This window comes from Citricoccus sp. NPDC055426 (assembly GCF_040677445.1).
In the GTDB taxonomy this organism is placed as follows: domain Bacteria; phylum Actinomycetota; class Actinomycetes; order Actinomycetales; family Micrococcaceae; genus Citricoccus.
Genome location: NZ_JBFARZ010000011.1, coordinates 82794 through 109290, shown reverse-complemented (window position 1 = coordinate 109290; position 26497 = coordinate 82794). Strand labels below are relative to the sequence as shown.

The window sequence follows — 26497 nt, the reverse complement described above, 5'->3', positions numbered from 1 at the left end:
ACGGTGTTACCTTTGCTGTTCCAGTAGGGATTCTTTAGCTTTGAGTGTTCGTCGCAGCTCTATCCTTCGGTTGAGCTGCTTCTCGTTCTTAATCTTGCGCTGAAGCGCAGTGATCTCGCGTTCGAGCTTGCCGACCTCTTTGAGTCTGTCGGCAACCTCCGACATTCCCTCCCCGGGTCGTACTTCGACCTCGGTGAGCGGCTCCAGTAGCGCCGCATAAAGTGCTGCCAGGCTGATCGCGGTCGGCAGTGGCTGGCGCGCCTCAACAGCGCTAATCCAGTCGGAGCTGAAGTGTTGAGTAATTTTTGGTGCGTTTAATCCTGGTTGCTTGTGCGCGGCGACCACCCGAATTTGTCTCTTACCTTCAGCCTCCCGCACCAACTCAAAAATGATCGGGGACGGGATTGCTTTGTCGATTGCTGACAGGACGTGATCGGAGACATCCTTATCTTTCGCCTCTATGCGAAAGACTTGGATCTCTGGAACTGAAACGCTGTCGGGCAGGTTGATCGTGGCATCCGCAAGTTTGTAGGCCCAGGTGATGCGCCCTACTTCCGATACGAAGCGCTCTCTGGTGGAAGCTGAAACGGTCCCTTGCTCGTAAAACCTTTCCTTGGGCACCCTTCGTTCGACTCGCGCCGCATCGGGCCACAGGTATAGGACGTCACCCATGAGCGGCTGCCCCCGAGGGTGGGTCGATGACCGCAACGAACGCGATAAGTTCGAAGTCGTCGAGTCCGGCGATTGTCTGCGTGAGCGCTGTCGTGTGCCCACCAGTGAAGAGGCTGTCGATGTCTCGTTCTTCGGTGACCTCAATCATCGAGTGGATCGCGTCAGTGAGCAGCTCGGAGTACCTGCCCATGCGCGAACCTTCGCCTGTGCGTTCGTTGAAGGCGCGGACGACTTCGACGACTGGCGCCTCGAAGGGACGACAGCCACTGCGAAGCAGATCGAGGAGATGCTTCGCTTCGGTGTGGTTCGAAACGACGTCACCGTGCTCGTCAAGATAGACGAGGTAGTGCGGGTGGAGACGGTTTCCACGATTGATGTGCTCATCGGCGTTCACGTTGCGGAGCGCGAAAATCACACCAGGCACGAGACCCTTCTCTGGCGCAGCAGGGATGACAGCGTGCAACCCCTTGGGTACCGCAGCGAGGTCACCGTATTCCTTGATGTAGCCGAGCAGGTCCATGCGGAAGTCGTTGAGCCCGAGGTCTGTAATTGAGACACCGGTGCGCACGTCCTCTAGCTCGATGACGTCGTCTTGGAGTTTACGAAGCTGCTCCTTGCGAAAAACAGCGTCAGAATCTTCGAGGGTGAGGACGTTGTCGTCGGCAGTTCCGGCGATGTCGGCGATCACCATGCGACTCTCGACGCGGTCTTTCAGGTTGATGTATTCATCGAGCGAAATATCGGGCCAAAAGTTGACGAGTTGGATCTCATTATTGATGGAGCCGATGCGGTCGATGCGACCGAAGCGTTGGATGATGCGCACTGGGTTCCAGTGGATGTCGTAGTTGACGAGGTAATCACAGTCCTGGAGGTTCTGGCCTTCACTGATGACGTCCGTGCCGATCAACACGTCTAGATCGCGGGTGTCGTTTGGCATCGTGACGTCTCGCTGCTTCGAGCGTGGCGAGAACAGAGTCATGACCTGCTGGAAATCGAGTCCTGTGCCGAGGGTCGTCTTTGCGCCATGCCCTCCACCTGTGATGACGGAACTGTCGAGACCGGCATCCTTCAATACGGGTGAGAGTTCGCGATAGAGATAGTTGGCGGTGTCGGCGAACGCAGAAAAGATCAGTACCTTTCGGTTGCCTGCGTTGATCGGGTGAAGTGCCTTTTGCTCAATGACTTGCCTGAGCTTTTGCAGCTTGAGGTCGTGCTCGGGCGTGATCGTGTTCATCTCGTCGAGCAACTCACGAAGGGTTTCTCGGTCGTTCCAGAGGTCTCGTTGCCAGGACTCGATGTCGATGTCGTCGAGGTCGATCTTGATCTTTTCGCCGTACGACAGGGCTTCGATGTTGGCATCGTCCTCGTCGTCGAGGTCGAAGTCCATGTCGGCGAGTTCAGGACTCAGGTCGGCGAGGTTGCCTGCATGGTTGCTTATCAGCTTGTATGTGTGGGTGACGGATGCCTGAATTTTCTCCAGTGTCAGCCGGAATGCATCAATGGAACTCTCCAAGCGTTTGAGGAGGTTCACCGTCATGAGTTTCTTGAGCCCCTGCTCGCGTCCACGTTGACCGAGGTTGGATCGGGCGGTACCCGCCGTGACGTTGTAGAGGTCTTCGTACTTTGCCAATCGACTCTTGAAGACGTACTCCAGCGGCGTGTATACAGCCATGGTCAAAGAGTCGAGCTGCTCAAAGATCTCATTGAATGTCGGAACATTCGGAAGGTCAGTCAAGGGTTCACGGATTGAGACAGGTGGGCGCCGCTCAGGGAACGCCCCGATCTCGGTCGTGTCATAGAACGCTTGGATGTGCTTGCGCGATCGTGCGATCGTAACTGAGTCGAGCAGCTCGAAGAAGTCGAAGTCGAGCATCTGCAAGATGCGATCAGTCGTTCGATCGGTGGCGTCGAGTTTCGACCACTCGTTGAACACGCGTTGGGCGTCGGAGAAGACCTTTTCGACTGACGTCGAGAGGTTCAAATGCTTCGCTAGGTTCTCAGACTCGCCCTCGTAAGCAAGCTGCAGCTGGTTCTTGAGGTCGTTGAAACGGTTGTTGACGGGGGTTGCTGAAAGCATCAGCACTTTCGTCTTCACGCCCTCGCGGATGACCTGACGCATGAGTCGCTGGTAACGGGACTCCTTCTCCTCGGCATAGTCAGCGTTGCGAAAGTTGTGAGATTCGTCGATCACGACGAGGTCGTAGTTGCCCCAGTTGATGCGGTCGAGGCGTAGCCCGAGCGACTCACCCTTTGTGCGTGAGAGGTCAGTGTGAGCGAGCACGTCGTAGTTGAAGCGGTCGCCCGCGAAGATATTGGTCGTGAGGTTGGCGTTGTAGTTAGTCCAGTTCTCAGCAAGCTTCTTCGGGCACAGCACCAGAACTGACTTGTTCCGCAGCTCGTAATACTTAATGACGGCAAGTGCAGTGAAGGTCTTTCCGAGGCCGACACTGTCGGCCAAGATGCAACCGTTATAGGTTTCCAGCTTGTTGATGATGCCGGTCGCGGCGTCTCGTTGGAAGTTGTAGAGACTCTGCCACACCTTGGTTTCTTGGTAACCCGTGCGGTCGTTCGGGAGAACGTCTTCGTTGATGTCGTCGAGAAACTCAGAGAAGAGGTTGTAGAGGATCAGGAAGTAGATGCGTGCGGGTGAGTTTTCTGCGTAGACCGTCGCAATGTGGTCGTGGACTGCCTGCGTGACGTCGCGGAGCTGGTCAGGATTGTGCCAAATCTGGTCGAATACCGCCAAGAACTGCTGCGTCTCAGCGGTGCCCTCGAACTTCGTGACCATGTTCGAAACGGCCGAACCCCGCTCGTAGCCGAGGTCAGTCGTCGTGAATCCCTGGATTGGAAAGTAGGCGGCACGGTCATCGACTGCCGCGAGCGGTTGCATGGCGTCTCCGGTCGCGTTCGAGCGGAAGGTGACTTTACGTCGGACCCAGTCAGCACACTCGCGGGCAACGGCACGTTGCGTCAACTTGTTGCGGAGCTTGATTTCAAACTCGGATCCGGCAAGTGCTGCTTCTGCCCCTGATGCGACGAAGAACTCGCGACGCTCCTTCCGGAGTTTATCGGTGACTTTCTCGGTAACGAATGACGGGGAGGTGAAGATGAACTCCAACTCGTCGACCTGCTCTAGCTCTTTGCGGAGCGCCTCGAACGCAAAGATTGAAAACGTCGATGCTGCGATGCGCACCTTCGATCCAGGCGAGATCTCTGCTTTGAGATCGTCGCCGAGCAGATCTGTGACATTGTTGATGATTCTCAAGCTCAGCCCTTCGCCCCGTCGGACTTCGATGTTGACGCACCGCCGCCGCGAACCCAGCCGTCGACCTCGGTGGCTTGGAACTTCCAAAGGCGACCGATCTTGTGGGCTGGCATGCCTTTTTCGGCGATCCACGTGTAGACGGTGTCCTTCGTGACGCCAAGATGGGCGGCGATGTCGTCAGCAGACAGCCACGGCTCAGTCACGTTCGGTCCTCCCTCATCGGCCTACAGGGGCCGTCACTGCCGATGATATCGAAGTTATGCCGATTGAACCGGGTTTTTCCGGGTGAATGTGGTTGTCAACGACCTAAGCGCTGGTCTAGCCAAGTGGCGGTTGTTGAATGCCAACGCTCGCGATCGGAGTTCCAGTTGAGCGTGTGCCCCGCATCAAAGGCTTCGAGGGTGACGACGTCCGGGCGTTGGTCGTGTAGTCGTTTGGAGTTTGCGAACGGGACTGAGTCGTCCTGTGTGCCGTGAAGGATCAGTGTTGGCACTTCTAGTTCATGAGCGTTCTCAACCAAGTTAAAGTCATCGAGTTGTAGCGCCGTCGGGAGACCCACCATGCGAGCAAGCGGTTCTCTGGTCAGCCACGGCATCGCGAGGGCGCCGGTAGCGCTCGGTAGTCCGGCTCGCTTACAGTTTGCTCGGATCACCGACTCCCAGTCGAGCACGGGTGAATCGAGCACGAGCCCGGCGATTAGGTCACGGTACGCCGTGCGGTGTGCGAGTTGAAGTGCAATCGCTGCGCCCATTGACCAGCCAAAGATCACGATCCTTTCGGCACCACGCCTGATCGCATAGCCAATTGCGGCATCGATGTCGTCGACCTCGGTCACCCCAAGAGTTGATCTGCCGTTGCCCACCACCGGACCCTCGCCGTCGTTGCGATAGCTAACAACAAGTGATGTGTAGCCGAGTTCGGTCGCGACCTGCACCCCGCGAAGGGTGCCCGCTCTGGTGCTGCCGAGCCCGTGAACGTGGATCGCCCAAATCGAGAGGTCTCCATCGATGCGCCATGCAGGAGCATGACCGGCCAGGTCGACGATGTCGAGGTCGCGGCGCGCAAGTCCAGCGTCTGAGGGTGATGCGTAGAAGATGCCACTCCATGAGACCTGATCACCCGCTACCGGCATCAGGCCTTCAGAGGTTCCGGTGACAGTTCGTGTCACGAGGGTGAACCCTCGGTCTTCGACATCGGGGCCGAGTTGGGCCCAACCGCCGTGTTCGAACCACACGTTGTAAACACCGGGTGCCGCCGTGCTCTGGGTGCGGTCGAGCACGAGTCGAATCTTTCCATCTGACTTTTCGACGCTGCGAACGGTGAGGTTGTAGTCGCGAGGCGTGACGGGTGCGGTGAGTTTCCGGGCGATACCCCAACCCAGCGCAGCAGCTCCGGCACCGAGCAACGCCGTGGCACAGGCAAGGCCCGCTATTGCGAATCTTCCGTTAGTCACTTCTGCCTCGGGCCGAGATCGATGGGGTCGATAGTCGCTGGGCTTGCAGACGCGCGGCCTTCACCGAGGAGGTGACTCTCGGCCCGTTCAAGGAGTGCACGGTCAGACGGAGTGATCTCGAAGTTCACGCGCGGGTCGATCATTGCATCACGGATCTCCACGACATGTCGGTGGAGCTTCGCTTCGGGCTCCTCAAAGATTCCTGGGGTTTCGTGCACGTCACTCAGGCCTGGGCGGAGTTTCGTCGCATCCTGCCAAATCGGGTCGAGCTGCATCACGAACGCGTCGGTGCGCACGCTACGCAGCCGACGCATAAGTGACCGGGTGGCGGGCTGAGCAATAAACCCGGCGCAGAGGAACGCGAACGTTGCGAGCGTAAGCGGCCCGTATGCAGTCTCAACAATACGCATCAGATTGAGAGCACCGATGATGTGAGTGACGTCCATGATCAGCACGGTGAGACATAGCGCAAGACCACAGGCAGAGCCAACCGCGAGCAACGTAGCGGGTACGCGCAGTGCGCCGTTGGCGATTCGGTACTGGCTAATGGCGAGGGCAAGCATGGCGGCAAGGACAACACCACAGTAGGTGAAGACGATGATCGAGTACGCACCAGCGAGTGGTTGGTGACCGTGATCGCTCATGAACGTTGTGGTGGTCGTGCCCCGGTGAGCGAAGCTGAACAGCGTGGTCACGCAGATTAGCGCGATGATGAGCGTGGGCAGGCTGATGGCCATTCGGACAGGGCGAGGACGATAGTCTCCGGCCCGCAGCACTCCGCGGCCGAGGAAGTACAGGCCAATCATGAGCAGCGCGTCACCGGCGAGAGTAATGAGGTTTGTTCCACCAAATAGCGGATCAATAGCGAGATACACGGGATCGATGTTCAGGGTCATCGAGAGCGCGATGATCGCTGAGGCGTAAGTGATGCTGTGATCGGCACGGCCACGTCGGAGAATGAGCAGGCTTGCCACCAGCGTCCACATGACGCATGAGACAAGCACCTGGATCATCCGAATATCTCCGTATAGTTCGTCTCGGCAAACGCGACACCGCGAATCCTTGCCGCGAGCCGATCCGCAAGACTTTCAGCTGCGATCTCGTCTTCGGTGTCCACCTCGCGGCGTGCGAGTGCTCGTGCGCGGAGATCAGGCGGAATGTCTGGCAGGAGTGTGTCAGGAATCAACTCACCAAGGGAATTGCTGTCAGTGTCGCAGTGGCCAAGGATGATGTGCGCGAACTCGTGCAGGACAAACTGTTGAGTATGTAGCGCGGAGTCACTTCGTGCATGCAGAATGACGTCCCGGTCTTCGGAGAACAGGAGGAGTGCACAGAGTCCGCTGGATTCGGCGAGTTCAGGTACTTCCGCGACGGTGATCTTTCGTTTGCGCTGGCGTTGCACCGCATCCGTGAGTTCGGTGAAGGTGAAGTGTTCGCCCAGGCGTAAGCCTGCGAGGGCGGTTGCTACTGCCTGTTCGATATTCACGGTGTGCTCATACTCCTTTTGAGAGCTTCAGCTGTGTCAGTCTGGGTTGCCTGACGCTGACGTCGCTCGGTTACTCTGTCATCTCTTCATCCAGGAATCGGGTGATGGCTTCGAGTGTTTTTGGGGAGAGGTCACCGAGGGTTCGTGTCGCGTATGACTTCACGCGAGCCGCGCGCATGGACCGAATGAGGTCAAGCTGTGCATTCACTTTTTCGGGCGCAGACACGTCGGTACTGCCGGTGATGAACTCGACATCGACGTCGAAGAACTCCGCGAGCCCTTCGGATACCAGCGGGTCATCGACCTTGCGATGGCCATTGACCATGTATGTCCAGCGTGACCTGGAGAGATTTGTGCCGCGTTCTTTCAAGAATGCTGCGATCTCTGAGTACGACGGCTCGACGCCATTTTCGGCGGTCTTTACGTCGAGGAGCAGGCGCAGGCGCTTCGCAAGCAGGTCGGCTGCTGCTTGATTCTGATCTTCGATCTCGTTCATGATGCCCTTCCCCTCGGGATGGGTTCGGCAGTGGTGACGCTCCGCGCCAGCGGGTTTACGCATGCTCAATATACACCTTGAGCATGATCAAATCAAGTATTGCGCATGCTCAACGGTTCGTGTTAGAACTGGAAAGCATACTGCGTTGAGCATGCTCAACAGGAATCTGCTGGTCATGCATCCAGTCCTGCGCCGTCTCAGCACCGAGGAGGTGCACCATGCGATACCGCCATGCCAAAAATTGGTCCCTGCTGCTTCAGCCAGGGCCGCCATACCCACCTCTCAGATGTATTGCCCGCCGGATTCACCCGGTGGCACATCAGAGAGGAGGCCGGGTCATGGCCACGAACGAGGATCGCCGCGCCGCGCGAGACGCAAAGCTCGATGAGTTGCACCAGACACTGACAGGTGCGGTCGAGCAGTTGGTATCGGGCGACGACTGGAAACGCGCACTGACGTTCGCTGCAAATTTCCGCAGCCGCTCCTTCAACAACACTCTTCTGATCTGGGTGCAGCATCAAGCCGCGTTCGAGCAGGGGCTGGTGCCTGACCCGATGCCGTCGTACGTCGCCGGATACAAGCAGTGGCAGGATCTCGGTCGCCAAGTGCAAAAGGGGCAACCCGGCTATCAGATTCTTGCACCGGTCACCGGCCGCTTCGCTTCAGCAACCCCAGCGGACGCGGAGTCGTGGCACAGACTGAAAAAGTTTGAGAAGCCCCGCGCCGGTGAAGTTGTGCGATCGAAAATGATCGGCGTGCGCCCCGCCTATGTGTGGGATGCCTCTCAAACTGCGGGTGATCCGCTCCCTGAAACGCCGTCGCCAAAGCTTCTCGAAGGCGAAGCACCCGAGGGCTTGTGGGCAGGACTTGCAGCGCAGATTGAAGCTGCCGGATTCACGTTGAGTGACGCACCGGATGCGGCATCCATCAACGGCGCGAATGGCGTCACCAACTACACCAATCACACCGTGTTGATACGTGCAGACATGGACGATGCCGCACGGGTGAAGACCCTCGCACACGAGCTGGGGCACGTGCTCATGCACGACCCGGAGAGCAGCGATGCGCGCCTGCACCGCGGCATCGGTGAAGTCGAGGCCGAGTCAGTCGCGCTGATGATCGGCGCTGCGCACGGCATGGACACCAGCGGCTATACGATCCCGTACGTCGCGGGTTGGGCAGCGAACGTTGACGGCAAAGAGCCCGTTGAAATCGTCAAGGCTACCGGCGATCGGGTGCGAGTCACCGCGCTGAAGATCCTGGATCAGCTCGACACCGAACAGCTCGGGAACGGCACTCCTCCTGGTCTTGAACGAGACGTGCCGCAGCGTCAGAACACCAAAGTGGAGCACGGCCCCGCTGAAACATCGGTCAGTCGCGGTGCGGGCGTTACGCCTCGACGAGAACCGGTGGCAGCTGTGGCGAGGAGCCTCTCATGAGCGCAGACCTGAGTCCATTTGCGGCAGTGCTGGGGCAGATGCCCGATCGTGTCAGCACTCTCGCGGTGGCGAACAAGCTTGCTTCGGTCGGCGTGCCCGTGTTCCCAGTCTGGGCTGATTCGAAGCGACCGATCACGCGCCACGGCTTTCACGACGCCAGCACCAACGCGGAGCAGGTCGGAGCCTGGTGGTCGTCTGTGCCGAGCGCGTCACTTGCGATTCCAACCGGTCGAGCATCCGGTGTCGTCGCTGTCGACGTCGATGTGCACGGTCGAGTGAACGGATACGAGGCGGCTACGCGTGCCAAACACGCTGGGCTCCTTTCCGCATGGGAGCTGATGGCACGCACGCCCTCTGGCGGCATGCATTTGTATTTCCCCGCGACGGATGCAGCCGAGCAGCGCTCTTGGCAGTCAGCAGGTTCGGGCATCGACTTTCGGGGCGACGGCGGCTACATCATCGTGCCGCCGTCGGCACGCATGGTCGGCGATCAAATGAAGCACTACACAGTGGAACGGGTGAACTACGGCGACACCGGAAACCTCGATGCGAATCGGTTGCGCGAGTTCCTCGATCCAAGACCCGAGCAGCCACGTCGCCAGTTGAGGGCTGATCGCCCCATGGATGTTGAGCGTCTCGCGTCATGGGTGTCACGCCTGCAACAGGGTGAAAGGAATCACGGGCTGTTCTGGGCGGCGTGCAAGCTGGCCGAGAACGACATCTCGCCGACCACCGCGCTCGACGCCCTCGCCGAGGCCGGAGGAAACGCGGGTCTTACCGAACGCGAAGTCACGACCACGGTGCGCTCGGCCTACCGCACTGTTCACGGCGCTCCTGCGCGAGAGTCGGCGTCGCTCTCAGCATCAGCGCTTGATCGACCACCGCCTGCCTCGACCCACGCACGGGTGCTCTCATGACCAGGTCACCAAATGGTCATCGCTGGGCGGTGCGGACCGCGGTCTGCGGCACCGTGTTCATCGCCGTCGGCGCGTTCTGGTTGTCATTCACCGCGCTCACCGATCTTGCCCTGCGTTCAGGCATCGGCTCGGGGCAGGCCTGGGCGTGGCCACTCATCGTCGACGGCATCATCGTCGTCTCAACTGTCGCCGTCGTTGCCCTCGCGGGCAAACGCAACGCCTGGTATCCGTGGGCGCTTCTCGTCGGTGGCGCGATCGTTTCGGTGACGGCGAACGCCATCCACGCCATCATCGCCGCCGATGCCGACGTGCCCAGCATCCTTGCTGGGGCCGTCGCCGCGGTCCCACCAGTGGTCTTGCTCGCGATCACACACCTCACAGTGATCCTGGCGCGGGCATACACCACACCAACTGAACCGCTAGCCGAGGTGTTCGAAGAGGTTGAGGACGAGCCAACGGCACCCGATCGCCGGGATCTCGCAATGGCGCTGCGCGGCATGGGGTGGACAAACAAACAGATCGCGAACGAACTTGACGTACATCCCTCGACTATCGGCCGCTGGCTCATCGCTGACGAACAGCAGCAAGAGGACACCGGCGCACACCTGCTTACCAATACCGAATCACTGGAGGAACGATCATGAACGTCAAAGAAGAGTCCCGATCCACTCCCGGCGACATTGCCGGGATCGAAGGTACCCCTGATGCAGTCGAAGCCGCAGCGGCCAAGCGGCAACGAGGGCTGATGCTCGATCCGGCCACAGCACCGGCTCGCGGCGTTGAATGGGTGCGTCCGACAGATTTGGTGGCCCGTGGCGGTTCGAGGGTCGCAGGAGCCGGGATCGACTTCCAGAAAGAACTAGCCCGTCGCGCTCGCACCGCCACATCTGACGGCATGCACGCCATCGGGCAACGTGCACGCAAGCTCCCGCCACTGTCAGCGTTCGGGCGTGGTGCCCCAGATCGCGGTGCTGAGCGGAGTGCTGTCGGCATGCGCTGAGCAGGTGGCGACAGGGAGGTAGATGATGATGCGTTCACACACGAAGAGTCGGTTCGTGGGAACCGGTGTGCACCTGCCTTCCAGGAGGTTCCCCACAATGAGTACAACAACCCATGAGACAGCGGCCGAGAACTACACGAGTAGCGAAGGCCTACGCCGAGTGCTCAATCGACTGCATCAGCAGGGACCCGGCGCATGGCAGCACGACCCGGTCGCCGCTGACTTGATGAGTTTCGCCGCCGAAAAGTACGCGACCCTCGCCCGCAAGCACGGCCTCGACCCGTGGGAGGCAGCAAGCGCCGCCTTCGACGTCATGCGTCTCCGCTCCACTCGCGTCGCTAATGACCCTTGGGCGGTCGTCACTCGCGGCGTCCAGGTGACGTGCATCGCTGAAGAACGCGGGCAAGGGTTGCTGTGCTCGACGAACAAGGCTCGCCGCCCACACATCTCTGAACTGCACGACCCTGAGCGCATTTCTGACCGTGAGACGCCTCTTTCCGACTACCACCCGTCTTTCCGCACGACCGACGACCTCACAATTGATGAGGATCCCGCAGACGATGAGCCGATCACGGAGACTTCTACCGCGCGTGCATCCGCTCGCTCTGCGGTTACTGATGCAGTGCGGCTGTTTACCTTGCTTGACTGGCCCGAGGATGTTGCGCGGCTTGCGATCGACCGAGTATGCGAAGCAACTGAACGCTCGGGGTCTCGTGCAAGTGCCTACGAAGCGCTCCGACGTGACAAGCACGCGCTGGTGCTGCTCGACCTGCCCGCAAATTCCTGGTCGGTGCTGCTTCGCGCAATTCTCGGCAACACCCACCCCGCGTTACAAGCGACTTCAGCGGGCCGCGGCGTTCTGCTGCGCCTGCTTCTTGGTGAAACGGTGCACTCACTGCTGCACGACGAGGAACTCGTGTTCCAGATCGCGCTGGCCGCTCCGAACCGAGGTGAACGATCATGAGCGACAAGGAAGACACCTTCGTTGTCATCAGAACCGTCGACTCTATCCATGTCGGTAACCGGCATCGCAAAGACCTCGGCGATATCGACGCGCTCGCGACATCAATCGAACGCGATGGCTTGTTACAGCCGATCACCGTGACCCCTGACGGTGTGCTCGTGTGCGGTGCGCGGCGTCTTGCTGCCATCAAGCAACTCGCTTGGACTGAAGTGCGAGTCTGGGTGCGCTCGGGGATCTCCACTCAGCTCGGGTACATGCTCGCCGAGCAGAACGACAACATGCTCCACAAGCCCCTCAGCCAGCTGGAGGCAGCAGAACTGTACCGAGAAATGAAGGTCATCCTGGCGGAGGATGCAGCGCAGCGAAAGGCTGCAACACAGTTCGATGGTGACGAAAACCGCGAAATGTCCGGTCCCGCCGAATCGGCGGGACCGTCAAAGGGGCCTCGCGGAGACGCGCGCCGCCAAGCCGCCGAGATGATCACCGGTAAGTCGTCTTACACCCGCCTTGAAGAGATCAACTTCATTCAGCGGGTCGCCGAAGACCCGAATCAGCCTGAGGAGCTACGTGCTGCAGCCCAAGGGTTTCTCGACGACATTCGAGAGGGTGCTCCGGTCCACCCCGTATGGGAGCAGACGAAGGAGCTGCTCGCCGCTGCGAAGGCCGACCGCGATGTGTTGCTGCACCGACTCGCTGAGGAAAAGCTCGCCGAGGTGCGAGCGGAAAAGAAGCCTCAACGGCGTGCGCCACGTTCTTCGGCCGCGGCACGGATGGAGCCGATGCCGGTGCGCGCTTTCGTGATCACATGGACCGAACTCGGCAACCTCTTACCAGCCACGGACCCGGTCGTGATTGCTGCAAAGCTCACCGAGCCCGAGGCAGAAATGTTCTTCACTGTCATCGACAACTGGGTCGAGTTCGCAGACCGCCTCCGCGAAGCGCTCGACCGGCTCGATGGCGACAATGAGACACGGCCCAACCTCCGTGCAGTCTGAGTAGCACCGGGAGTGCATGAGCACCTCCTGTGCATGAAGACTTCACCCGATTCGCGCGCCCGCCGTAAGCTCATCGCTCTGACAGTCAGCGGCGTGATCCTCGTCGCACTGATCGCCGTCGGCGGATATGGGCTCTTCGTTGGTTCCCACAACACGCCACCCGAAGAGCCTCCGACTTCCTCTCCGCCAGCTCCCGTTGCACCGTCACAACCGGATTCATTCCGGCCTGAAGTGCCGCGCATCGTGCCCACGAACGATCCTGAGCTATTCGCTCATCGTGTCGCAACGGCACTGTTTACCTGGGACACCGGGTCGGGCCTCGTCCCGCTCGATTACACCTCAGCGATTCTCGAAGTCGGTGATCCCTCTGGCTACGAGCAGGCGGGGCTCGCCTCTGACATCGCGACTTACATGCCCACCCGCGGGGCATGGGTGAAACTCCGCGAATATGCGACCACCCAGCGCATCGAGATCGACACGGTCGTTGTTCCCGACTCGTGGGCAGATGCCGCCGCGCAGGCGAGGCCCGGCCAACTCCCGCCCGGGGCAATCGCGTACACGATCGACGGCACCCGTCACCGCGACGGCGTGTGGAACGGCACCGCGGAAACTCTGACCGTGCCTGTCGCATTCACGCTTTTTCTGGCGTGCCCACCCGACGGCGACCCCTGCTACCTGTTGCGACTCTCGCAGCTGGACAACCCGCTCAGGTAGGAGGCGCCGATGTTGAAGAAACTTGCCATCGGAGCCGTCGCGGCCATGTTCCTCGCGCCCACGCTCGGTCTTGTGAGCATCGGGCTCATAATGAATCCCGCCTCGACGGCAGTCTGTGCCGTGAGTGGTCTGACTGTGCGGAACGTGCCCGACTCGCTGACCGTGACCACCGTAAACGGCTACACATTCGAGCTGAACAAGCAGCAGCTCACCCACGCGGCCACCATCATCACTGTCGGTTCGCAGATCGAGGGCATCACCCGTGACGCGTTGAAGATCTCACTCATGGCAGCGCTTACCGAGTCGACGCTGCGGATGCTTGCAAACACCGGTACGTACCCAGAATCAGGCGATTACCCGAATGACGGGAACGGGTCTGACCACGACTCGCTCGGCCTCTTCCAGATGCGCCCGCAGGCAGGCTGGGGAACGGTCGCCGAACTGATGGACCCGAAGTATCAGGCCGCAGCGTTCTTTGGCGGGCCAACCGGACCGAACTACCCATCGCCGAGGGGCCTACTCGATATCCCCGGATGGCAAACAATGGGCCTCGGAGAAGTCGCCCAAGCCGTCGAAGTTTCGGCGTTCCCCGACCGATACAACAACTACGCGCCGGTCGCTGAAACGATCCTCGTCGCGCTCACGACGGGGAGCGGCGGGATCACGACATCAGCATCAACCGATGTAGCAACACTGGCCGCAGTCTCAGCACCATCTGCGGCATCGCGAGTGGTTTTTCCGTTGCCCGAGGGAACGTGGGTGGTTACCTCACACTTCGGTTCCCGCATCGACCCGATCACGGGCGAGCCGAGCACGCACTATGGGCTCGATCTCGGGGCAGCCGACGGCACCCCGATTCTCGCCGTAGCCGACGGTGTGGTCACAGTCGCTGAGTTCTCTGGCAGCTATGGCGGGCTCATCGTTATCGAGCACCACCTCGGGGCCGAGACAGTCGCGACTGCATACGCGCACATGTGGCAGCACGGCATCCACGTGATCGCGGGCGAACGCGTGATCGCAGGTCAACACATCGGCGACGTTGGGTCGTCAGGGAAGTCAACTGGAGCACATTTGCATTTCGAGGTGAGACCCGGAGGCACAAGCGGCGACATGATCGACCCTGCCGCCTGGCTCAACGATCACAATGCCGCCGACCTTCCCGAAGCAACTGCCGGACCTTCCGGCTGCACGATCTGGGGTGCATGATGAACGTCTTTCCTGACTTCGGTGGTCTAGACGGGATCGGAGATCTCAAGGTCGTCATTGGCGCGATGCTGACGATCATTCTGGTCGTTGCGGTGCTCATGATCATCGTCAGCGCGATTCTCTGGGTAGTCGCCTCGTCATCCGGCAACCCGGGACTCGCGTCCAAGGGGCGTGCCGGAGTCTTCGTAGCTGTCGGAGCGGCAGCCCTCGCCGGATGCGGCGTTGCCTGGATCAACTGGCTGATCAACCTCGGCGGTCAGCTTTGACATGCTCGACTTGCCGGGTGCGAGCAGCACTGGGAATCTGAGTCGAGAGGATCCAGCCTCAAGCTCTCATCTCTTCAGCCTGCTTCGAAGTAAGTACGACTAGTTGAACGATTGGCCAGGGAGCTGGCTCAGTCCCACCCCCGACGAGCGTGCGCATCATTCGGCGACCAATAACGAATAGATCGTGCGAATTTACATCATCGAGCAGCTCCTGCAACGAGGCTTGAGCCTCGCGAATGGCCGAAAAACCGTTGGCTGCAACCTCATCTGAAATATCAGCCCAGTCGCTTGAGGTATCAAGTAGCAAGTCTGACGCACGTGCCGCCGCAGCGGTAACGTCGCCCTGAACCGTTGACATATAACGTGAGTGAGTTCGGTTAATCAGACTCCAGAGATCAGCGCCGTTTGTTACTTCAACGAATGGAACGGTGTCTTCGTCGACCGTTCGCACGAGCCTGATTGGTTCTTGATAGGGCTGGTCCGCAAACTTCTTGGCAGCCCATTGCTCATGTTCAGACTTGAGTTTTCGCAAATGCTCGGCAGTAAAGACGTCCGGTTGCGCATCAATTCGCTTATGGTCAGCCGCACATAACAAGGTGATGTTGTCGTAATCATCGAGCCCTGCTCTGTCGCCGTCGCGACCTCTAGGACCATCAGCACTCCGAGCGATGATGTGGGCTTCCTCGCCTAGAACAACACCTGGAAGCTCCGCACTATCAGCATCAACGGTGAGTGGATCCTTGCAAATCGCACACGCATTGTGCGCTCGGCTCCAGAGAAGCTTCCGCGTGGCATTGAGAACGCTCATAAGCGCTCGAAAAATGAGCATCGATTCATAGTCCGATTATCTCAACCCTCATGCAGGGGACAATCTTCGGCCCACCCATGCGCACCATGCAATCAACCAGTAAGACGTCTGCGGCAGCGCTACCGCTCTTTTGCATCATCGGACGGAAGCTTGCTGCACACCTCCTTGACGACCATGTTTCGTCTGCCGCCAACCTGGCGGTTCTACCGCAAGGAGCACGCTGTGTTTGAACTCGCCTCGCCACTGATGGAAGCTTCCGCTCATCTGACCACGTTGGTGCCGATGAACATCGACATCACACCGAATGACTCTGGCCTGCCTGGCATCGCTCAGTTGCGCACCATCGTCGGTGCAGTCATGACCGTCGGCCTGATCCTGAGCGTGCTCGCCCTCATCATTTCAGCGATCGTCTGGGGGTTCGGGTCGAATTCCTCGAACCCGCATCTGGCATCGCGCGGCAAGGTCGGCGTGCTCGTCTCATGCGGTGCCGCAGTGCTGTGCGGCGCAGCGGTGACGTTGATCAACTTCTTCTGGGCCGTCGGCCAGCAGGTCTAACCCGCACTCATCACTAACCCGAAGGGGGCATCTGATGAGTGTGTGCGACATCCCCGTCATCTCAGCAGTCTGCGAAACCGCCGGTGAAGCGGCGGCAACTCTCGTCTCAGCGCCATTCGACTGGCTCGCCTCAACCATGGGGCAAGCCGCCGGGTGGCTGCTTGAAACGATGTGGCAAGTCTTCGACTCAACCACCCTCGTCGACGTCACAAGCGACGGCTACCTCGGCGTCTACAACCTGCTCTTCGGCATCGGCGTATTCGTCATTTTGCTGTTCTTCACGTTCCAGCTCGTGCTAGGCCTAATCCGGCGCGAACCCGCCGCACTCTCACGTGCAGCATTGGGCGCGGCGAAGGCGGTCCTGGGCTCGTTCGTCGTGATCACTCTGACCGCGACGGCACTGGAGATCGTTGATCAGCTCTGCATCGGAATCGTGCAGGCCGCAGGCGAAACCACCGGCACCATGGGTGACAAGATCATGCTCCTAACTGCCGGTCTCGCGACGATCAACGTCGCCGCTCCCGGTGTAGGCGCGATCGTGACGATCTTCCTTGCAGGGCTCATGATCTGTGCGGTAGCGATTGTGTGGTTCTCGCTCCTCATCCGTAAGGCTCTGCTTCTGGTCGCAATCGTGCTTGCACCTATTGCGTTCGCCGGTGCAGCTTGGGATGTCACTCGCGGATGGGTCGGAAAGTGGGCAGCGTTTGTCATCGCTTTGATCGTTTCGAAGCTTGTGCTCGTAGTCGTGTTCCTGATCGCTATCACTCAGATCTCGACGCCCATTGCCGTTGATCTCGCTGCGGTGACCGAACCGGTCAGCGGGATCGTGCTGCTGTTTATCGCAGCGTTTGCCCCGTACATGGTGTACCGGTTCATCTCGTTCCTCGGCTTCGATCTGTACCACGCCATGGGTAGCGAACAAGAGGCCAAGAGCGCCGTAAATCGTCCCGTTCCCGTACCCGCGAAAGCACAGGGTGACGGAGTCAAGAAGGTTCTTGATGGTGGCGGTGGCAGCGGCGGATCGGCCGCGAGCGCAGCCGGAACGAAATCTGCGACCGCCGGGGCAGGTGGTGGAGCGGCTGCGAGTTCAGCTGGAGGCTCAGGTGGGGTTGCTGCGGGCGGTGCCGGAGCAGGTGCGGCAGCCGCTGGCCCTGCCGCCGCGGTCGTCATCGGAGCTGAAGTTGCGAAAACGGCCGCAACAGCAGGACCAAAAGCCGGTGGCGCAGTCGGTGGCGCTGCTGAAACTGCGGCGGGTTCTGCCGCCCAAACCGGTGCGCCGACAGCACCGGCGCCGTCGGCCCGACCTGCCGCGCCACAGCCCAGAACTCCGTCGGCTGATCCGGCCCCACCGAGGCCCGCGCCGCCTGCACCGAAACTACCGAAAGAGTGACCGCCATGGCTTCGAAGAACACGCCCAATCAGAGCGCCGGTGAACTGACCCCGGTGAAGTTCTCCCGACTCACCCGACGCGGCATCCTCCTTGGCCTTTCGGTGTCACAGCTCATCACCCTTGGCGTTGCAGTTGGTGCTCTGGTGTGGGCGTTCTACGCCGGAGGCGGAATGCTCATCGCGTTCACCTCACCTGTCTGGGTGCTCGCTGCTGTGCTCACCTGGGTACCGATTGCGGGGCGTGTAATCGTTGAGTGGATCCCCGTCGCGTTTTGGTGGATGTGGAAGTCCACAGGTGGGCAGTTGCTGTACCGCCGCAGAGTCGTGACACCTCGACCCGCAGGAACCCTTGCTTTGCCTGGTGATATGGCTCGGCTTCGGGAGTACGAGGATCCCGTGACAGGTGCAGGGATGATCCATGATCCTGCAGCTGGAACTTTGACCGCCGTACTCCAAGTGACCCATCCGGCGTTCGTGCTCCTCGATCCTGGTGAGCAGGAGCGGCGCGTGGCGTCGTGGGGGCGAGTGCTCGCGACTGTCTGCCGATCAGGGCGGGTCTCAATGCTGCAGGTGTTGGAACGGACTTTGCCTGACTCAGGCACTGGGCTTGCCGAATGGTGGGAAGCACACGGCACGCAGGATGACACGTGGGCATCAACGACCTATGCGGAACTCATCGAGCGGGCAGGGCCGACTGGGGAGCGTCACGCGACGACGCTGTCGCTGTCGCTCGACATGCGCGCCGCGGCACGTCAGATTCGCACCGCTGGCGGCGGCGTTCGTGGCGGTGCTGCGGTCTTGCGGCAGGAGATGTCGACTCTGGTCGCTGCGCTTCGGTCTGCGGACCTTGCACCCTCTGCGTGGCTCAATTGCGGGCAAATCGCGGTGATTCTGCGCTCCGCCTACGATCCCGCCGTGGCTGCCACGCTCGAACGCCACGGTGAACTCGGTCAGTCGCTTGCGACTGCTGGGCCGGTAGCAGTCAATGAGTCTTGGTCGGGGCTACGCACGGATTCTGCTCATCATGCGGTGCTGTGGATCAGCGAGTGGCCGAGGTCGATGGTGTACCCAGGGTTCCTCGCGCCGGTGTTGCTCTCTAGCGGCATCCAGCGTTCGTTCTCACTTCTTTGCACACCGATGCGCTCTGACCAGGCGGCGCGGGACATCCGCAAGAAGAAGACTGAGTACATCTCTGACGCCCATCAGCGGCAACGGATCGGACAAATCGAAGACGCTTCACAAACCGCTGAGTTCCACGACGTACTTCAGCAGGAAGCCGATCTGACTGCCGGGCATGGCGTGCTTCGCTACACCGGACTCGTCAGCGTCTCGGCGGCGAGCGCCGAAGAGCTAGACGCTTCTATTGCGGCGATCGAGCAGGCCGCCATCCAGGCATCCTGCGAGACTCGCTTGCTCGTCGGCCAGCAGGCTCAGGCATTCACCGCGGCGGCGCTACCTCTTTGTCGAGTCGTTTGATGTGAGCGCGAGAGTCTGCGCGTCCCATTCGGGCCTCTCTCCGATTCGAAGGTGCTGAAGCAGAATCAGCACGACCGGTAGCATGGAGCCAGGTCGGCAGGCAATTTAAGGGAGGGTTATGGGGTTCATCGAACTCGCCATCAAAGGCGCCCCTAGACTCCTCAAAGCCGGGCCCAAAGTTCTGGTACCCCTCGGTGTCGGTGTAGTTGCTGCTGTAACCGCCGGAGCTAAAGGCGTAGTCGATATGTCCAAAGGACGCGGCCTACGCAATGCAGCGCTCAAGAAACTCGAATCCGCCCTTGAGGACTGTGAGGCTGTACGGATCGACACAGAAACTGCCGCCCACAGCTACGGTGAGTTCCAGATGACGGTCCACGGAGAGAACGTGGGAAGGTTTGCCGACTGGCTCGAACGCAACGAAGCACTCGTGAAACGGCTCAACTTCAAGAAGGTCGATGGCGTTCGTATTCGCGTTCCGAACATCCCGAAGTATGTCGCTGGAGCTGAGAGCGTTACCACTGGAGTGTCGGGCATCGTCAGCGCTGTGGGTGCTGGGGCTGCAGCGCCCGCGGCTGCGCTCTGGGGTGTCTCAACTTTTGCTTCAGCAGGGACCGGAACCGCTATCGCTTCGCTTAGTGGCGCCGCCGCACAGAATGCCACGCTAGCCGCGCTAGGCGGCGGAACTATTGCCGCAGGTGGCGGAGGAATGGCTGCTGGCGCGGCCGTACTCAGCCTGACGGCTGCTGTGCCTGTCCTGCTAATAGGCGGGTTCACGATGGGTATCGTGGGCGCAAAATCCAAGACAAAATCTAAGGACTTCGTATCTTCAGTAGCTATCGAGATTGAACGAATTGCTCTCGCACAAGATCTACTCGTGGCAGTTCAAGAACGGATCAGTGAGTTGCGCAGCCTTCTGTTTGAGCTGTCACAACGCTCGACTCAAGCACTCACCACTTTGGAGCAGGTTACCTTTGACCCAGACCAGCACGCGAGTGAGTTTCTACGTGCACTCCAATTAGTCACTGCAGTGAAAGAAATTCTGAACACACCGGTGCTCGACCCTGACTCCGGAGAGCTGACTGAAGCATCAGTCGAAATACTGAGGAAATACTCATGACTACTTCCAAGTCCGTAACAGCCCTGCTGCCAAAGCCCGGTCCCGCGATGGTGGTAGACACATTCAATCTCGTTATTGCATCAGCGAACGAATGGGTGCAAGTGGTTGCGCAGGAGAAAACCAAACGCGAAGAAATTCAAGCCTGGGAAAAAAGCCAGATCGAGATTATCCATGTACAACGCGACTTTCTGCTCACTGCACTTGATCGCACCTTCGACGAGCGACGAGAGAACTTTCGAAGGCTGTTCGACAACCTAGATTCGGCACTCATTTCAGATCGAGAAGATGCTGGCGCACAGGTTTCTGAGCTACTGACAGCGATTACGGAACTCGCGCAAACAAGTCCGTTCAAAGACCTCAAGAGCCCGACCCTCGTTGTGCAAGAGTTTCTTCAAAGTGGAAAAGTTATCGAGCTCTAAACGTGCATTCTCCGCGTGGCCGCTGAACAACCCAAACCTCGGGTGCACGGATACAAGAGCATGCGGCCTTAGGGAGCCTAGACGCGTTTGGTGACACGCCGGAATTAGCGTGCACACCTACTCAGTACCACCAACTGAGGAGGTCACCGTGCCTACGTTCTACGATCCCGGCGCCGATGCCGGTGAAGCATCCGAGGCGCTGCGCGGTCTAGCGCATGCAAGCCGACGCTTCGAGCGTCCTCAAGAAATGTACGGTGTTGTCGGCGATCTGCTTGGCGGGGTTCGATCTCTGCGGCAGGTGCTCGACCAACTCGCCACTGCCCACGCCTCGAACAGGCCGCTGGCATTCGATGACAGCGGAGATCACTTGGCAGGGTCGAAGGATGCGTTGGCTGCGGCTGACGAGTTGCACCAGGCAGCAACCTTCATTGACCAGGCCGAGGAACGCCTGAACGTGGCGATGTCAGCGGCTGGCAGAATCGCGTGGCACACCGAGCCCTCGAATCATCCGGCTCCTGTCCAGCGATGGATAGGTGTTTGCTTTCTGCAAGGTGATGACGCCGATGAGCTTCTGCAAATGATCGACGACGAAGGCGCCGACGCAGCACTGGCTTATCTGAAGAACTGGGACTACGGGGATGAAACGACCCAGGCAGCTCTTGAGAACGGCTACGTCTACGACCTGCCGCCTACCGGTCCACTGGAGCAAGAGGTGCGTAGCGAGAACTACGACATGACGTTCAGTCACTCCTTCGGCCACGTCGGGCTCTACCGGCTCCACGAGATCAGCTCCTCCGACGCCATTACCGAAGAGGGCCCGATTCAAGCAGGTGCACTCGCACACGACATGCAGCCGAGTGCATCAGCATCGTCATGGTTCGAACACCCCGGTGTCGCAGCGGTCAAGCGAGCAAGGGGGATCGGACTGTGAACAAAGACGACACCGAACGATTGCACACCTCGGTGCTCATCGCACCGACAGCTGAGAAGCGTCGGGCTCGCAAGCAGAGAAGCGACGCTGCGAAGAAGCTCCATGTAGCGCAGCGTGAAGCCGAGAAGCATGCCCTGCGAATGAAGTACGAGGCGGAACAAGCAGAGCGTCGATCCACCACTTACCTCCCGGACGCAGGCGCACCGGGACCTGCCCAGCTGCGTTCTCCCGGCAAGTTCAAGCTCCCGCGTCATCAGGACACTTCAGCCACCCTTGCCGGTGCGTACCCATTTCTCGCCGAAGGCGGGCTCGGGTCCGACGGCGTCTTCGTCGGACAGGATCTCTACTCGGGCGGCTCGTTCGTGTACGACCCCTGGGTGCTTTACGCGAGAGGATTAATCACCGCCCCAAACCTTGTGCTCGCGGGCATCGTCGGCTCCGGGAAATCGTCACTCGCGAAGAGCCTCTACACGCGCTCGCTCCCATTTGGGCGACGCGTCTACGTGCCCGGTGATCCCAAGGGTGAGCACACCGCAGTGGCCGAAGCTGTTGGTGGTCGGGCGATCGTGCTCGGGCACGGACTTCGCACACGGCTTAACCCTCTCGATGAGGGTTACAGGCCACTCGGGATGACCGACGAGACGTGGGCATCGACCGTCGCCGCTCGTCGGCGAGACCTCATCGGCGCACTCGCGGAAACGGTGCTCACGCGCCCGCTCACTCCACTGGAACACACCGCGATCGACACCGCTCTAACCGAGACTGTGCGAGCCAACTCCGTGCCGATCTTGCCCATGGTCGTCGACCAGATACTGTCGCCGAGCATCGCAGCCGATCCCGATGGTCGCCTTACAGAAGATGGCCGCCTGGTAGGCCACGCACTTCGACGTCTCGTCGCAGGTGACCTGGCGGGACTCTTTGACGGACCATCGACCGTGCGGTTCGACCCGACCCTGCCGATGATCTCACTCGACCTTTCACGTGTCGCAGAGAACTCGACTCTGATCTCAGTACTGATGACCTGTTCGTCTGCATGGATGGAGTCAGCGCTGCTCGACCCGAATGGCGGGCAGCGGTGGTGCATCTACGACGAAGCCTGGAGGCTCATGTCGCACCCAGCACTACTGAAGAGGATGGACGCACACTGGCGGCTCGCACGTCACTACGGCATCGCCAACATGCTCATCTTCCACAAACTCACCGACCTCGAAAACGTCGGCGATCAAGGTTCAGCCATGCGCGCGCTGGCAAACAGCCTGCTCGCAAACGCTGAGACGAGGATCATTTACCGACAAGAGTCCGACCAACTCGGCGTCACAGCTGAGTCCCTCGGGCTCACCGGCACCGAACAGAAACTCCTGCCCGGTCTCGGTGTCGGCCAGGGACTCTGGCGCATCAAGGATCGATCATTCGTATGCCAGCACCAACTACACCCGGCTGAGCTGGAACTATTCGACACGACCGGCCGCATGACCGGCACATCAAGCTTCACCTGATCGGCTTGGAGAAGCCGCTCTCTTGTTCCAAAGCATGTGTGCTGCCTCAATTATCGTGTGTGCAACTTGTAGGTGATTCCAGATAGTCACGAGACTGGGTTCCATATGCGCAACCGGCTCATCTCGCACATCTACACCGACGAATCTCACGTCCGACAGCTGGCTGATATTTTCTGGCTCACCATGCGCAATTGAGCTTGCCGTTGACCAGTACCAGTAAGTCAGCGCCGGACCTAGTCCCGGAACATAAGAACCCGCCTCCTCCGCGATCAAACCTGGGTTTGCAGAGGGCCTTACCTTCCCCCAGGTGATTTCGGCTCGATCCGCAATTAAGCGAAGATCCTGAATCTGGCCGTCAACAAATTCCACTTGCGCGTTGGCCTCGCTCTCGGCCCCATCGCCAATCAGATCAGCAAATCTGATCGCCAGCTTCTTCGAGAAATTTAGCTCCGTGTGTCGAAACCTCATCGCCCTAGCAACCCGCGTGTCGCTGTCCTCAGGCCCCAATATCCAGACGGCTAGTGACGCAGCCTCGATGAGTGCTCGGATCATGACAAACTCAGCTGATAGGTGAATTCGCAGGGATTCTCGATCGTCACTCACCACCATCTCGTCGAAACCGCGCATGAGATTGTGGTAATTCTGAATCGCGTGGTCGGCCAGGTGTGCCGAGGAAACGTTCTTCGGTGGGTCTTGTCGGGTGTGCACGCTTCGATCGCTAACCGGCAGCTTCGGCACCCGGAGTTCGTCATGTCGGAGCTGGGATCCATCTGGCCTAGACATCACGCCATCCCTGTCACCCATCTGCCTTTTCCAGCTGTCGAGCAAACTGCTGATGAGCCCCTGAGCCTCACGCTCCGAAACGTCCGTGCCTTGCCGCTGAATGTACTTTCCTGCCAGGGCTGCAAGCTGACGTGAACGATCTTTACTCATGCTCAAATCGTACCGATCTCCTCCTCCATGGTGATTCAGAACCAGAGCGTTAAGGCACTGGCCGATTCACGGCCAATGGATACCGAGGACGATACTTCGCCAGTGCGGTCCGGTAGTCGGCAGGAGAATCGCACCTATTGAGCATGAACTCGAAGAACACACTCATCGACGAGCCCGCACCTATTCACTTACCCTTGGCGGTAGTTACCGTGGGAGAAATGGGCGCGGTCAGAGCAACGTTCGACGGCATCGAGGTTCCACCTCCGATCTATGCAGAGCATTGGAGCCGGGCTCAGTTCGGCGAACTGCTGGACACGCTCACCGGGCAGCGCAGTCGCTCGATACGACTTGAGGTACGCGAAAGCGACGGGAGCGTCTACACAGAGATCATCCACGCGGGGCACGGCGCGACTGAGGCGACTGACGTAGCGACACAGCCCGCTGCGCAGCCGGACTCTCGACGAGCACGGCGAGGGCGACCACCACGACTGATCGAGATCACAGGTGACGGATTCATCCAAGGTGAGGATGTTCTTGTCGCGATTCCCGTGAGCACCGCAGAAGGTGATGCCTCCGGGGTAGCTCGCGCAGTGATCGACCTGGACCAGCTCGGTAGCCAAACACGCGAGGTGGCGCTCATCGGGTACGTCTCGGGGCGCATCGTGACTGAGCAGCTCCGATGAGCACGCAGGGGCGGCAGTCCGGTTCGCTCGGCGACGAGATGACCAACATCCTGATCGCTGCACTCATTGGCGCGTTCGGGCTCACGCTCGTGCTTGGTGCCGCTGGTTCGATTGCGGCATTTCTCACTGGAGTGGACCAGCCCAGTGAAGGAATTGCAGGCGGCATCGGTGTCCTATTTGATCCCACCGATCCTGGCCGCGCACTCGGTGCCGAAGAGTTGAACCCGTTCGTGTACTGGCTGGTGGCGGGGGCGATGCTCACCATCCTTGTCGTTGTGCTCATGTGGGTCTGGAGTCGGTGGCGGCGGCACTCACGAAAGATTGACACCGACCCACGCAGACTTCCGGGCACCGCAACAGGACATGAAGTGCAGGCCACCGCATCGTCGAAAGCCTTGCTACGACGAGCTGGCACGCTTCGCCCGTCACTAGAGAAGCCAGGGTCCGCTGATGTTGGGTACCGGCTCGGCCAGTCCCGCGGCAAGGACGTGTGGGCCAGCGTCGAAGACTCGATCCTGCTCATTGGCCCGCCACGTTCAGGTAAGGGCCTACACATTGTCATCCCGGCGATCCTCGATGCGCCGGGCGCGGTCGTGACGACTTCAACTAGGCCCGACAATCTGACCGCGACGTTGCGCGCACGAATGCGAGTCGGACCGGTCATGGTCTTTGATCCGCAGCATCTCGCAGAGGGCGTGCCCGCGGGCCTGCGGTGGTCTCCAATTCGTGGGTGTGAGGATCCTCTAACTGCGATGATTCGCGCTACCGGTCTTGCGTCGGCAACCGGACTTGCCGACGGGGGCGTCGATGGAGGCGGATTTTGGGAGGGCAAGACTCGTGTCGCGCTGCAAGCGATGCTGCATGCTGCGGCACTTGACGATCGCACACCCGCAGAACTCTTCCGCTGGACGCTCGACCCATCAGCGGCCGCTGATGCTGTTGCTATCTTGAACGCTTCACCTCGTGCTGCGACCGGCTGGTCCGAGGGGCTTGAAGCGATGATCGAGACCGATCCACGCACCCGCGACTCTATCTGGCAGGGTGTCTCACTCGCACTCGCAGCGCTCGCCGACCCTCGTGTGCTCGACGCGGTGAGCCCCGGTCCAAACGAAGCCTTCGACCCGGAAGCATTCATCCGCGACAAAGGCACCCTGTATCTGCTCGCAACTGGCGCGGGCGCGGGGAACAGTGCCGCGCTCGTTGCAGCATTTGTCGAGGATCTCGTCGAAACCGCCCGCCGCATGGCAGCTCGATCACCCGGGGCACGACTTGACCCACCCATGTTGCTCGCACTCGATGAAATCGGCAACCTTGCACCGCTACCGTCACTGCCGACGCTCATGGCTGAGGGCGGAGGAACTGGCATCACGACGATGCCTGTGCTGCAATCGCTCGCTCAGGCCCGCGACAGATGGAGTGAGAATCAAGCCGCTGCGATCTGGGACGCGAGCATCGCGAAGATCATTCTCGGTGGCGCATCGAACTCCCGGGATTTGCAAGACCTCTCGACCTTGATCGGTGAACGCGACGAGTTCACCGATTCTGTGACGCTCGGAGACTACGGATCACGCTCCAGCCAACGCTCTATACGACGGGTACCGATCATGCCGCCCGATCGCATCCGAACAATGCCGTTCGGTACCGGCGTCGTGCTGCTCCGTTCAGCTCCGCCGATCATCGTCGACCTGCTGCCCTGGCCAAAACGCTCCGACGCATCGTCGCTCAAGCGCGAACGGAGCGAGATCGAAACACTGCTCGAAAACCGGCCCGGCAACGAGTAGGTAATGGCACGACAGCGCGGGATCGTCCGCGCACCT

The 26497-nt window shown here is 60.1% G+C and carries 25 protein-coding genes and 1 pseudogene; 17 read left to right on the top strand and 9 right to left on the bottom strand.

Annotated features, from left to right (window positions below; translation table 11 throughout):
• Positions 1–6: 6 nt before the first annotated feature.
• The 7 genes from AB0K08_RS14395 to AB0K08_RS14365 form a co-directional block, all read right to left on the bottom strand.
• Positions 7–672, bottom strand: coding sequence for a DUF4391 domain-containing protein (locus AB0K08_RS14395; RefSeq protein ID WP_363355608.1), 666 nt, complete (start codon positions 670–672; stop codon positions 7–9).
• Entirely contained in the window at positions 665–3937 is a 3273-nt protein-coding gene (locus AB0K08_RS14390) for a helicase-related protein (RefSeq protein ID WP_363355607.1), read from the bottom strand. Before AB0K08_RS14390 ends, AB0K08_RS14395 begins: the two co-directional genes overlap by 8 nt.
• Positions 3938–3939: 2 nt before the next feature.
• On the bottom strand, positions 3940–4140 hold the full coding sequence (locus AB0K08_RS14385) for a helix-turn-helix domain-containing protein (RefSeq protein ID WP_363355605.1): 201 nt from the start codon (positions 4138–4140) through the stop codon (positions 3940–3942).
• Positions 4141–4235: 95 nt separating this feature from the next.
• The gene (locus tag AB0K08_RS14380; protein ID WP_363355603.1) at positions 4236–5216 is read right to left on the bottom strand and encodes an alpha/beta fold hydrolase; all 981 of its coding nucleotides are present in this window, start codon (positions 5214–5216) and stop codon (positions 4236–4238) included.
• Between the two features lie 170 nt (positions 5217–5386).
• Positions 5387–6403, bottom strand: coding sequence for an MAB_1171c family putative transporter (locus AB0K08_RS14375; protein ID WP_363355601.1), 1017 nt, complete (start codon positions 6401–6403; stop codon positions 5387–5389).
• Complete coding sequence (locus AB0K08_RS14370; protein WP_363355599.1) at positions 6400–6876, bottom strand: hypothetical protein; 477 nt, start codon at positions 6874–6876, stop codon at positions 6400–6402. Before AB0K08_RS14370 ends, AB0K08_RS14375 begins: the two co-directional genes overlap by 4 nt.
• Before the next feature lie 70 nt (positions 6877–6946).
• A complete protein-coding gene (locus AB0K08_RS14365; protein WP_363355597.1) occupies positions 6947–7372 on the bottom strand; it encodes a hypothetical protein in 426 nt (141 codons plus the stop codon).
• A gap of 338 nt (positions 7373–7710) precedes the next feature.
• Here AB0K08_RS14365 and AB0K08_RS14360 point away from each other — a divergent pair, with 338 nt between their 5' ends.
• The 8 genes and pseudogenes from AB0K08_RS14360 to AB0K08_RS14325 all read left to right on the top strand — a co-directional run bounded on the left by AB0K08_RS14360 (position 7711) and on the right by AB0K08_RS14325 (position 14873).
• On the top strand, positions 7711–8811 hold the full coding sequence (locus tag AB0K08_RS14360; RefSeq protein WP_363355595.1) for an ArdC-like ssDNA-binding domain-containing protein: 1101 nt from the start codon (positions 7711–7713) through the stop codon (positions 8809–8811).
• Positions 8808–9728 (top strand): bifunctional DNA primase/polymerase, encoded by a 921-nt coding sequence (locus tag AB0K08_RS14355; RefSeq protein WP_363355593.1) that lies wholly within the window; start codon positions 8808–8810, stop codon positions 9726–9728. The genes AB0K08_RS14360 and AB0K08_RS14355 overlap by 4 nt, the downstream gene beginning before the upstream one ends.
• Positions 9725–10372 carry a DUF2637 domain-containing protein gene (locus AB0K08_RS14350; protein ID WP_363355591.1) on the top strand — a complete coding sequence of 216 codons (648 nt, stop codon included), beginning with the start codon at positions 9725–9727 and terminating at the stop codon, positions 10370–10372. The genes AB0K08_RS14355 and AB0K08_RS14350 overlap by 4 nt, the downstream gene beginning before the upstream one ends.
• A 453-nt stretch (positions 10373–10825) precedes the next feature.
• Positions 10826–11692 carry a hypothetical protein gene (locus tag AB0K08_RS14345; RefSeq protein ID WP_363355589.1) on the top strand — a complete coding sequence of 289 codons (867 nt, stop codon included), beginning with the start codon at positions 10826–10828 and terminating at the stop codon, positions 11690–11692.
• Complete coding sequence (locus tag AB0K08_RS14340) at positions 11689–12687, top strand: ParB N-terminal domain-containing protein (protein WP_363355587.1); 999 nt, start codon at positions 11689–11691, stop codon at positions 12685–12687. Before AB0K08_RS14345 ends, AB0K08_RS14340 begins: the two co-directional genes overlap by 4 nt.
• A gap of 33 nt (positions 12688–12720) precedes the next feature.
• On the top strand, positions 12721–13401 hold the full coding sequence (locus AB0K08_RS14335; protein ID WP_363355585.1) for a hypothetical protein: 681 nt from the start codon (positions 12721–12723) through the stop codon (positions 13399–13401).
• A gap of 9 nt (positions 13402–13410) precedes the next feature.
• Positions 13411–14589, top strand: a pseudogene (locus AB0K08_RS14330) (M23 family metallopeptidase); the annotation flags it as partial.
• A 17-nt stretch (positions 14590–14606) separates the two neighbouring features.
• Positions 14607–14873: a DUF6112 family protein gene (locus tag AB0K08_RS14325; protein ID WP_363355630.1), complete on the top strand. Its 267-nt coding sequence runs from the start codon at positions 14607–14609 to the stop codon at positions 14871–14873.
• A gap of 58 nt (positions 14874–14931) precedes the next feature.
• Here the strand turns inward: AB0K08_RS14325 and AB0K08_RS14320 are convergent, their stop codons facing one another.
• The gene (locus tag AB0K08_RS14320; RefSeq protein ID WP_363355583.1) at positions 14932–15681 is read right to left on the bottom strand and encodes an HNH endonuclease signature motif containing protein; all 750 of its coding nucleotides are present in this window, start codon (positions 15679–15681) and stop codon (positions 14932–14934) included.
• Positions 15682–15927: 246 nt separating this feature from the next.
• Here AB0K08_RS14320 and AB0K08_RS14315 point away from each other — a divergent pair, with 246 nt between their 5' ends.
• From AB0K08_RS14315 to AB0K08_RS14285, 7 genes are all read left to right on the top strand, one after another.
• Positions 15928–16236: a DUF6112 family protein gene (locus AB0K08_RS14315; RefSeq protein WP_363355628.1), complete on the top strand. Its 309-nt coding sequence runs from the start codon at positions 15928–15930 to the stop codon at positions 16234–16236.
• A 34-nt stretch (positions 16237–16270) separates the two neighbouring features.
• Complete coding sequence (locus tag AB0K08_RS14310; protein WP_363355581.1) at positions 16271–17626, top strand: conjugal transfer protein TrbL; 1356 nt, start codon at positions 16271–16273, stop codon at positions 17624–17626.
• Positions 17627–17631: 5 nt separating this feature from the next.
• The gene (locus tag AB0K08_RS14305) at positions 17632–19101 is read left to right on the top strand and encodes an SCO6880 family protein (RefSeq protein ID WP_363355579.1); all 1470 of its coding nucleotides are present in this window, start codon (positions 17632–17634) and stop codon (positions 19099–19101) included.
• Positions 19102–19219: 118 nt separating this feature from the next.
• Positions 19220–20218 (top strand): hypothetical protein, encoded by a 999-nt coding sequence (locus AB0K08_RS14300; RefSeq protein ID WP_363355577.1) that lies wholly within the window; start codon positions 19220–19222, stop codon positions 20216–20218.
• Positions 20215–20637 (top strand): hypothetical protein, encoded by a 423-nt coding sequence (locus AB0K08_RS14295; protein WP_363355575.1) that lies wholly within the window; start codon positions 20215–20217, stop codon positions 20635–20637. The genes AB0K08_RS14300 and AB0K08_RS14295 overlap by 4 nt, the downstream gene beginning before the upstream one ends.
• A gap of 148 nt (positions 20638–20785) precedes the next feature.
• A complete protein-coding gene (locus tag AB0K08_RS14290; RefSeq protein WP_363355573.1) occupies positions 20786–21568 on the top strand; it encodes a hypothetical protein in 783 nt (260 codons plus the stop codon).
• Positions 21565–23064, top strand: a complete 1500-nt coding sequence (locus AB0K08_RS14285; protein ID WP_363355571.1) for an ATP-binding protein — start codon at positions 21565–21567, stop codon at positions 23062–23064. Before AB0K08_RS14290 ends, AB0K08_RS14285 begins: the two co-directional genes overlap by 4 nt.
• Here the strand turns inward: AB0K08_RS14285 and AB0K08_RS14280 are convergent.
• On the bottom strand, positions 23050–23997 hold the full coding sequence (locus tag AB0K08_RS14280; RefSeq protein ID WP_363355569.1) for a hypothetical protein: 948 nt from the start codon (positions 23995–23997) through the stop codon (positions 23050–23052). The genes AB0K08_RS14285 and AB0K08_RS14280 overlap by 15 nt on opposite strands.
• Before the next feature lie 143 nt (positions 23998–24140).
• Here AB0K08_RS14280 and AB0K08_RS14275 point away from each other — a divergent pair, with 143 nt between their 5' ends.
• Both AB0K08_RS14275 and AB0K08_RS14270 read left to right on the top strand, forming a co-directional pair.
• The gene (locus AB0K08_RS14275) at positions 24141–24680 is read left to right on the top strand and encodes a hypothetical protein (RefSeq protein ID WP_363355567.1); all 540 of its coding nucleotides are present in this window, start codon (positions 24141–24143) and stop codon (positions 24678–24680) included.
• A complete protein-coding gene (locus AB0K08_RS14270) occupies positions 24677–26461 on the top strand; it encodes a TraM recognition domain-containing protein (RefSeq protein ID WP_363355565.1) in 1785 nt (594 codons plus the stop codon). Before AB0K08_RS14275 ends, AB0K08_RS14270 begins: the two co-directional genes overlap by 4 nt.
• The last annotated feature ends 36 nt before the right edge of the window (positions 26462–26497 follow it).

Coding starts and splice junctions, on each gene's coding strand:
- AB0K08_RS14395 (WP_363355608.1), bottom strand. CDS start 672: ATGGGTGACGTCCTATACCTGTGGCCCGATGCGGCGCGAGTCGAACGA.
- AB0K08_RS14375 (WP_363355601.1), bottom strand. CDS start 6,403: ATGATCCAGGTGCTTGTCTCATGCGTCATGTGGACGCTGGTGGCAAGC.
- AB0K08_RS14365 (WP_363355597.1), bottom strand. CDS start 7,372: ATGAACGAGATCGAAGATCAGAATCAAGCAGCAGCCGACCTGCTTGCG.
- AB0K08_RS14360 (WP_363355595.1), top strand. CDS start 7,711: ATGGCCACGAACGAGGATCGCCGCGCCGCGCGAGACGCAAAGCTCGAT.
- AB0K08_RS14355 (WP_363355593.1), top strand. CDS start 8,808: ATGAGCGCAGACCTGAGTCCATTTGCGGCAGTGCTGGGGCAGATGCCC.
- AB0K08_RS14350 (WP_363355591.1), top strand. CDS start 9,725: ATGACCAGGTCACCAAATGGTCATCGCTGGGCGGTGCGGACCGCGGTC.
- AB0K08_RS14345 (WP_363355589.1), top strand. CDS start 10,826: ATGAGTACAACAACCCATGAGACAGCGGCCGAGAACTACACGAGTAGC.
- AB0K08_RS14340 (WP_363355587.1), top strand. CDS start 11,689: ATGAGCGACAAGGAAGACACCTTCGTTGTCATCAGAACCGTCGACTCT.
- AB0K08_RS14335 (WP_363355585.1), top strand. CDS start 12,721: ATGAAGACTTCACCCGATTCGCGCGCCCGCCGTAAGCTCATCGCTCTG.
- AB0K08_RS14325 (WP_363355630.1), top strand. CDS start 14,607: ATGAACGTCTTTCCTGACTTCGGTGGTCTAGACGGGATCGGAGATCTC.
- AB0K08_RS14320 (WP_363355583.1), bottom strand. CDS start 15,681: ATGAGCGTTCTCAATGCCACGCGGAAGCTTCTCTGGAGCCGAGCGCAC.
- AB0K08_RS14315 (WP_363355628.1), top strand. CDS start 15,928: ATGGAAGCTTCCGCTCATCTGACCACGTTGGTGCCGATGAACATCGAC.
- AB0K08_RS14310 (WP_363355581.1), top strand. CDS start 16,271: ATGAGTGTGTGCGACATCCCCGTCATCTCAGCAGTCTGCGAAACCGCC.
- AB0K08_RS14305 (WP_363355579.1), top strand. CDS start 17,632: ATGGCTTCGAAGAACACGCCCAATCAGAGCGCCGGTGAACTGACCCCG.
- AB0K08_RS14300 (WP_363355577.1), top strand. CDS start 19,220: ATGGGGTTCATCGAACTCGCCATCAAAGGCGCCCCTAGACTCCTCAAA.
- AB0K08_RS14295 (WP_363355575.1), top strand. CDS start 20,215: ATGACTACTTCCAAGTCCGTAACAGCCCTGCTGCCAAAGCCCGGTCCC.
- AB0K08_RS14280 (WP_363355569.1), bottom strand. CDS start 23,997: ATGAGTAAAGATCGTTCACGTCAGCTTGCAGCCCTGGCAGGAAAGTAC.
- AB0K08_RS14275 (WP_363355567.1), top strand. CDS start 24,141: ATGAACTCGAAGAACACACTCATCGACGAGCCCGCACCTATTCACTTA.
- AB0K08_RS14270 (WP_363355565.1), top strand. CDS start 24,677: ATGAGCACGCAGGGGCGGCAGTCCGGTTCGCTCGGCGACGAGATGACC.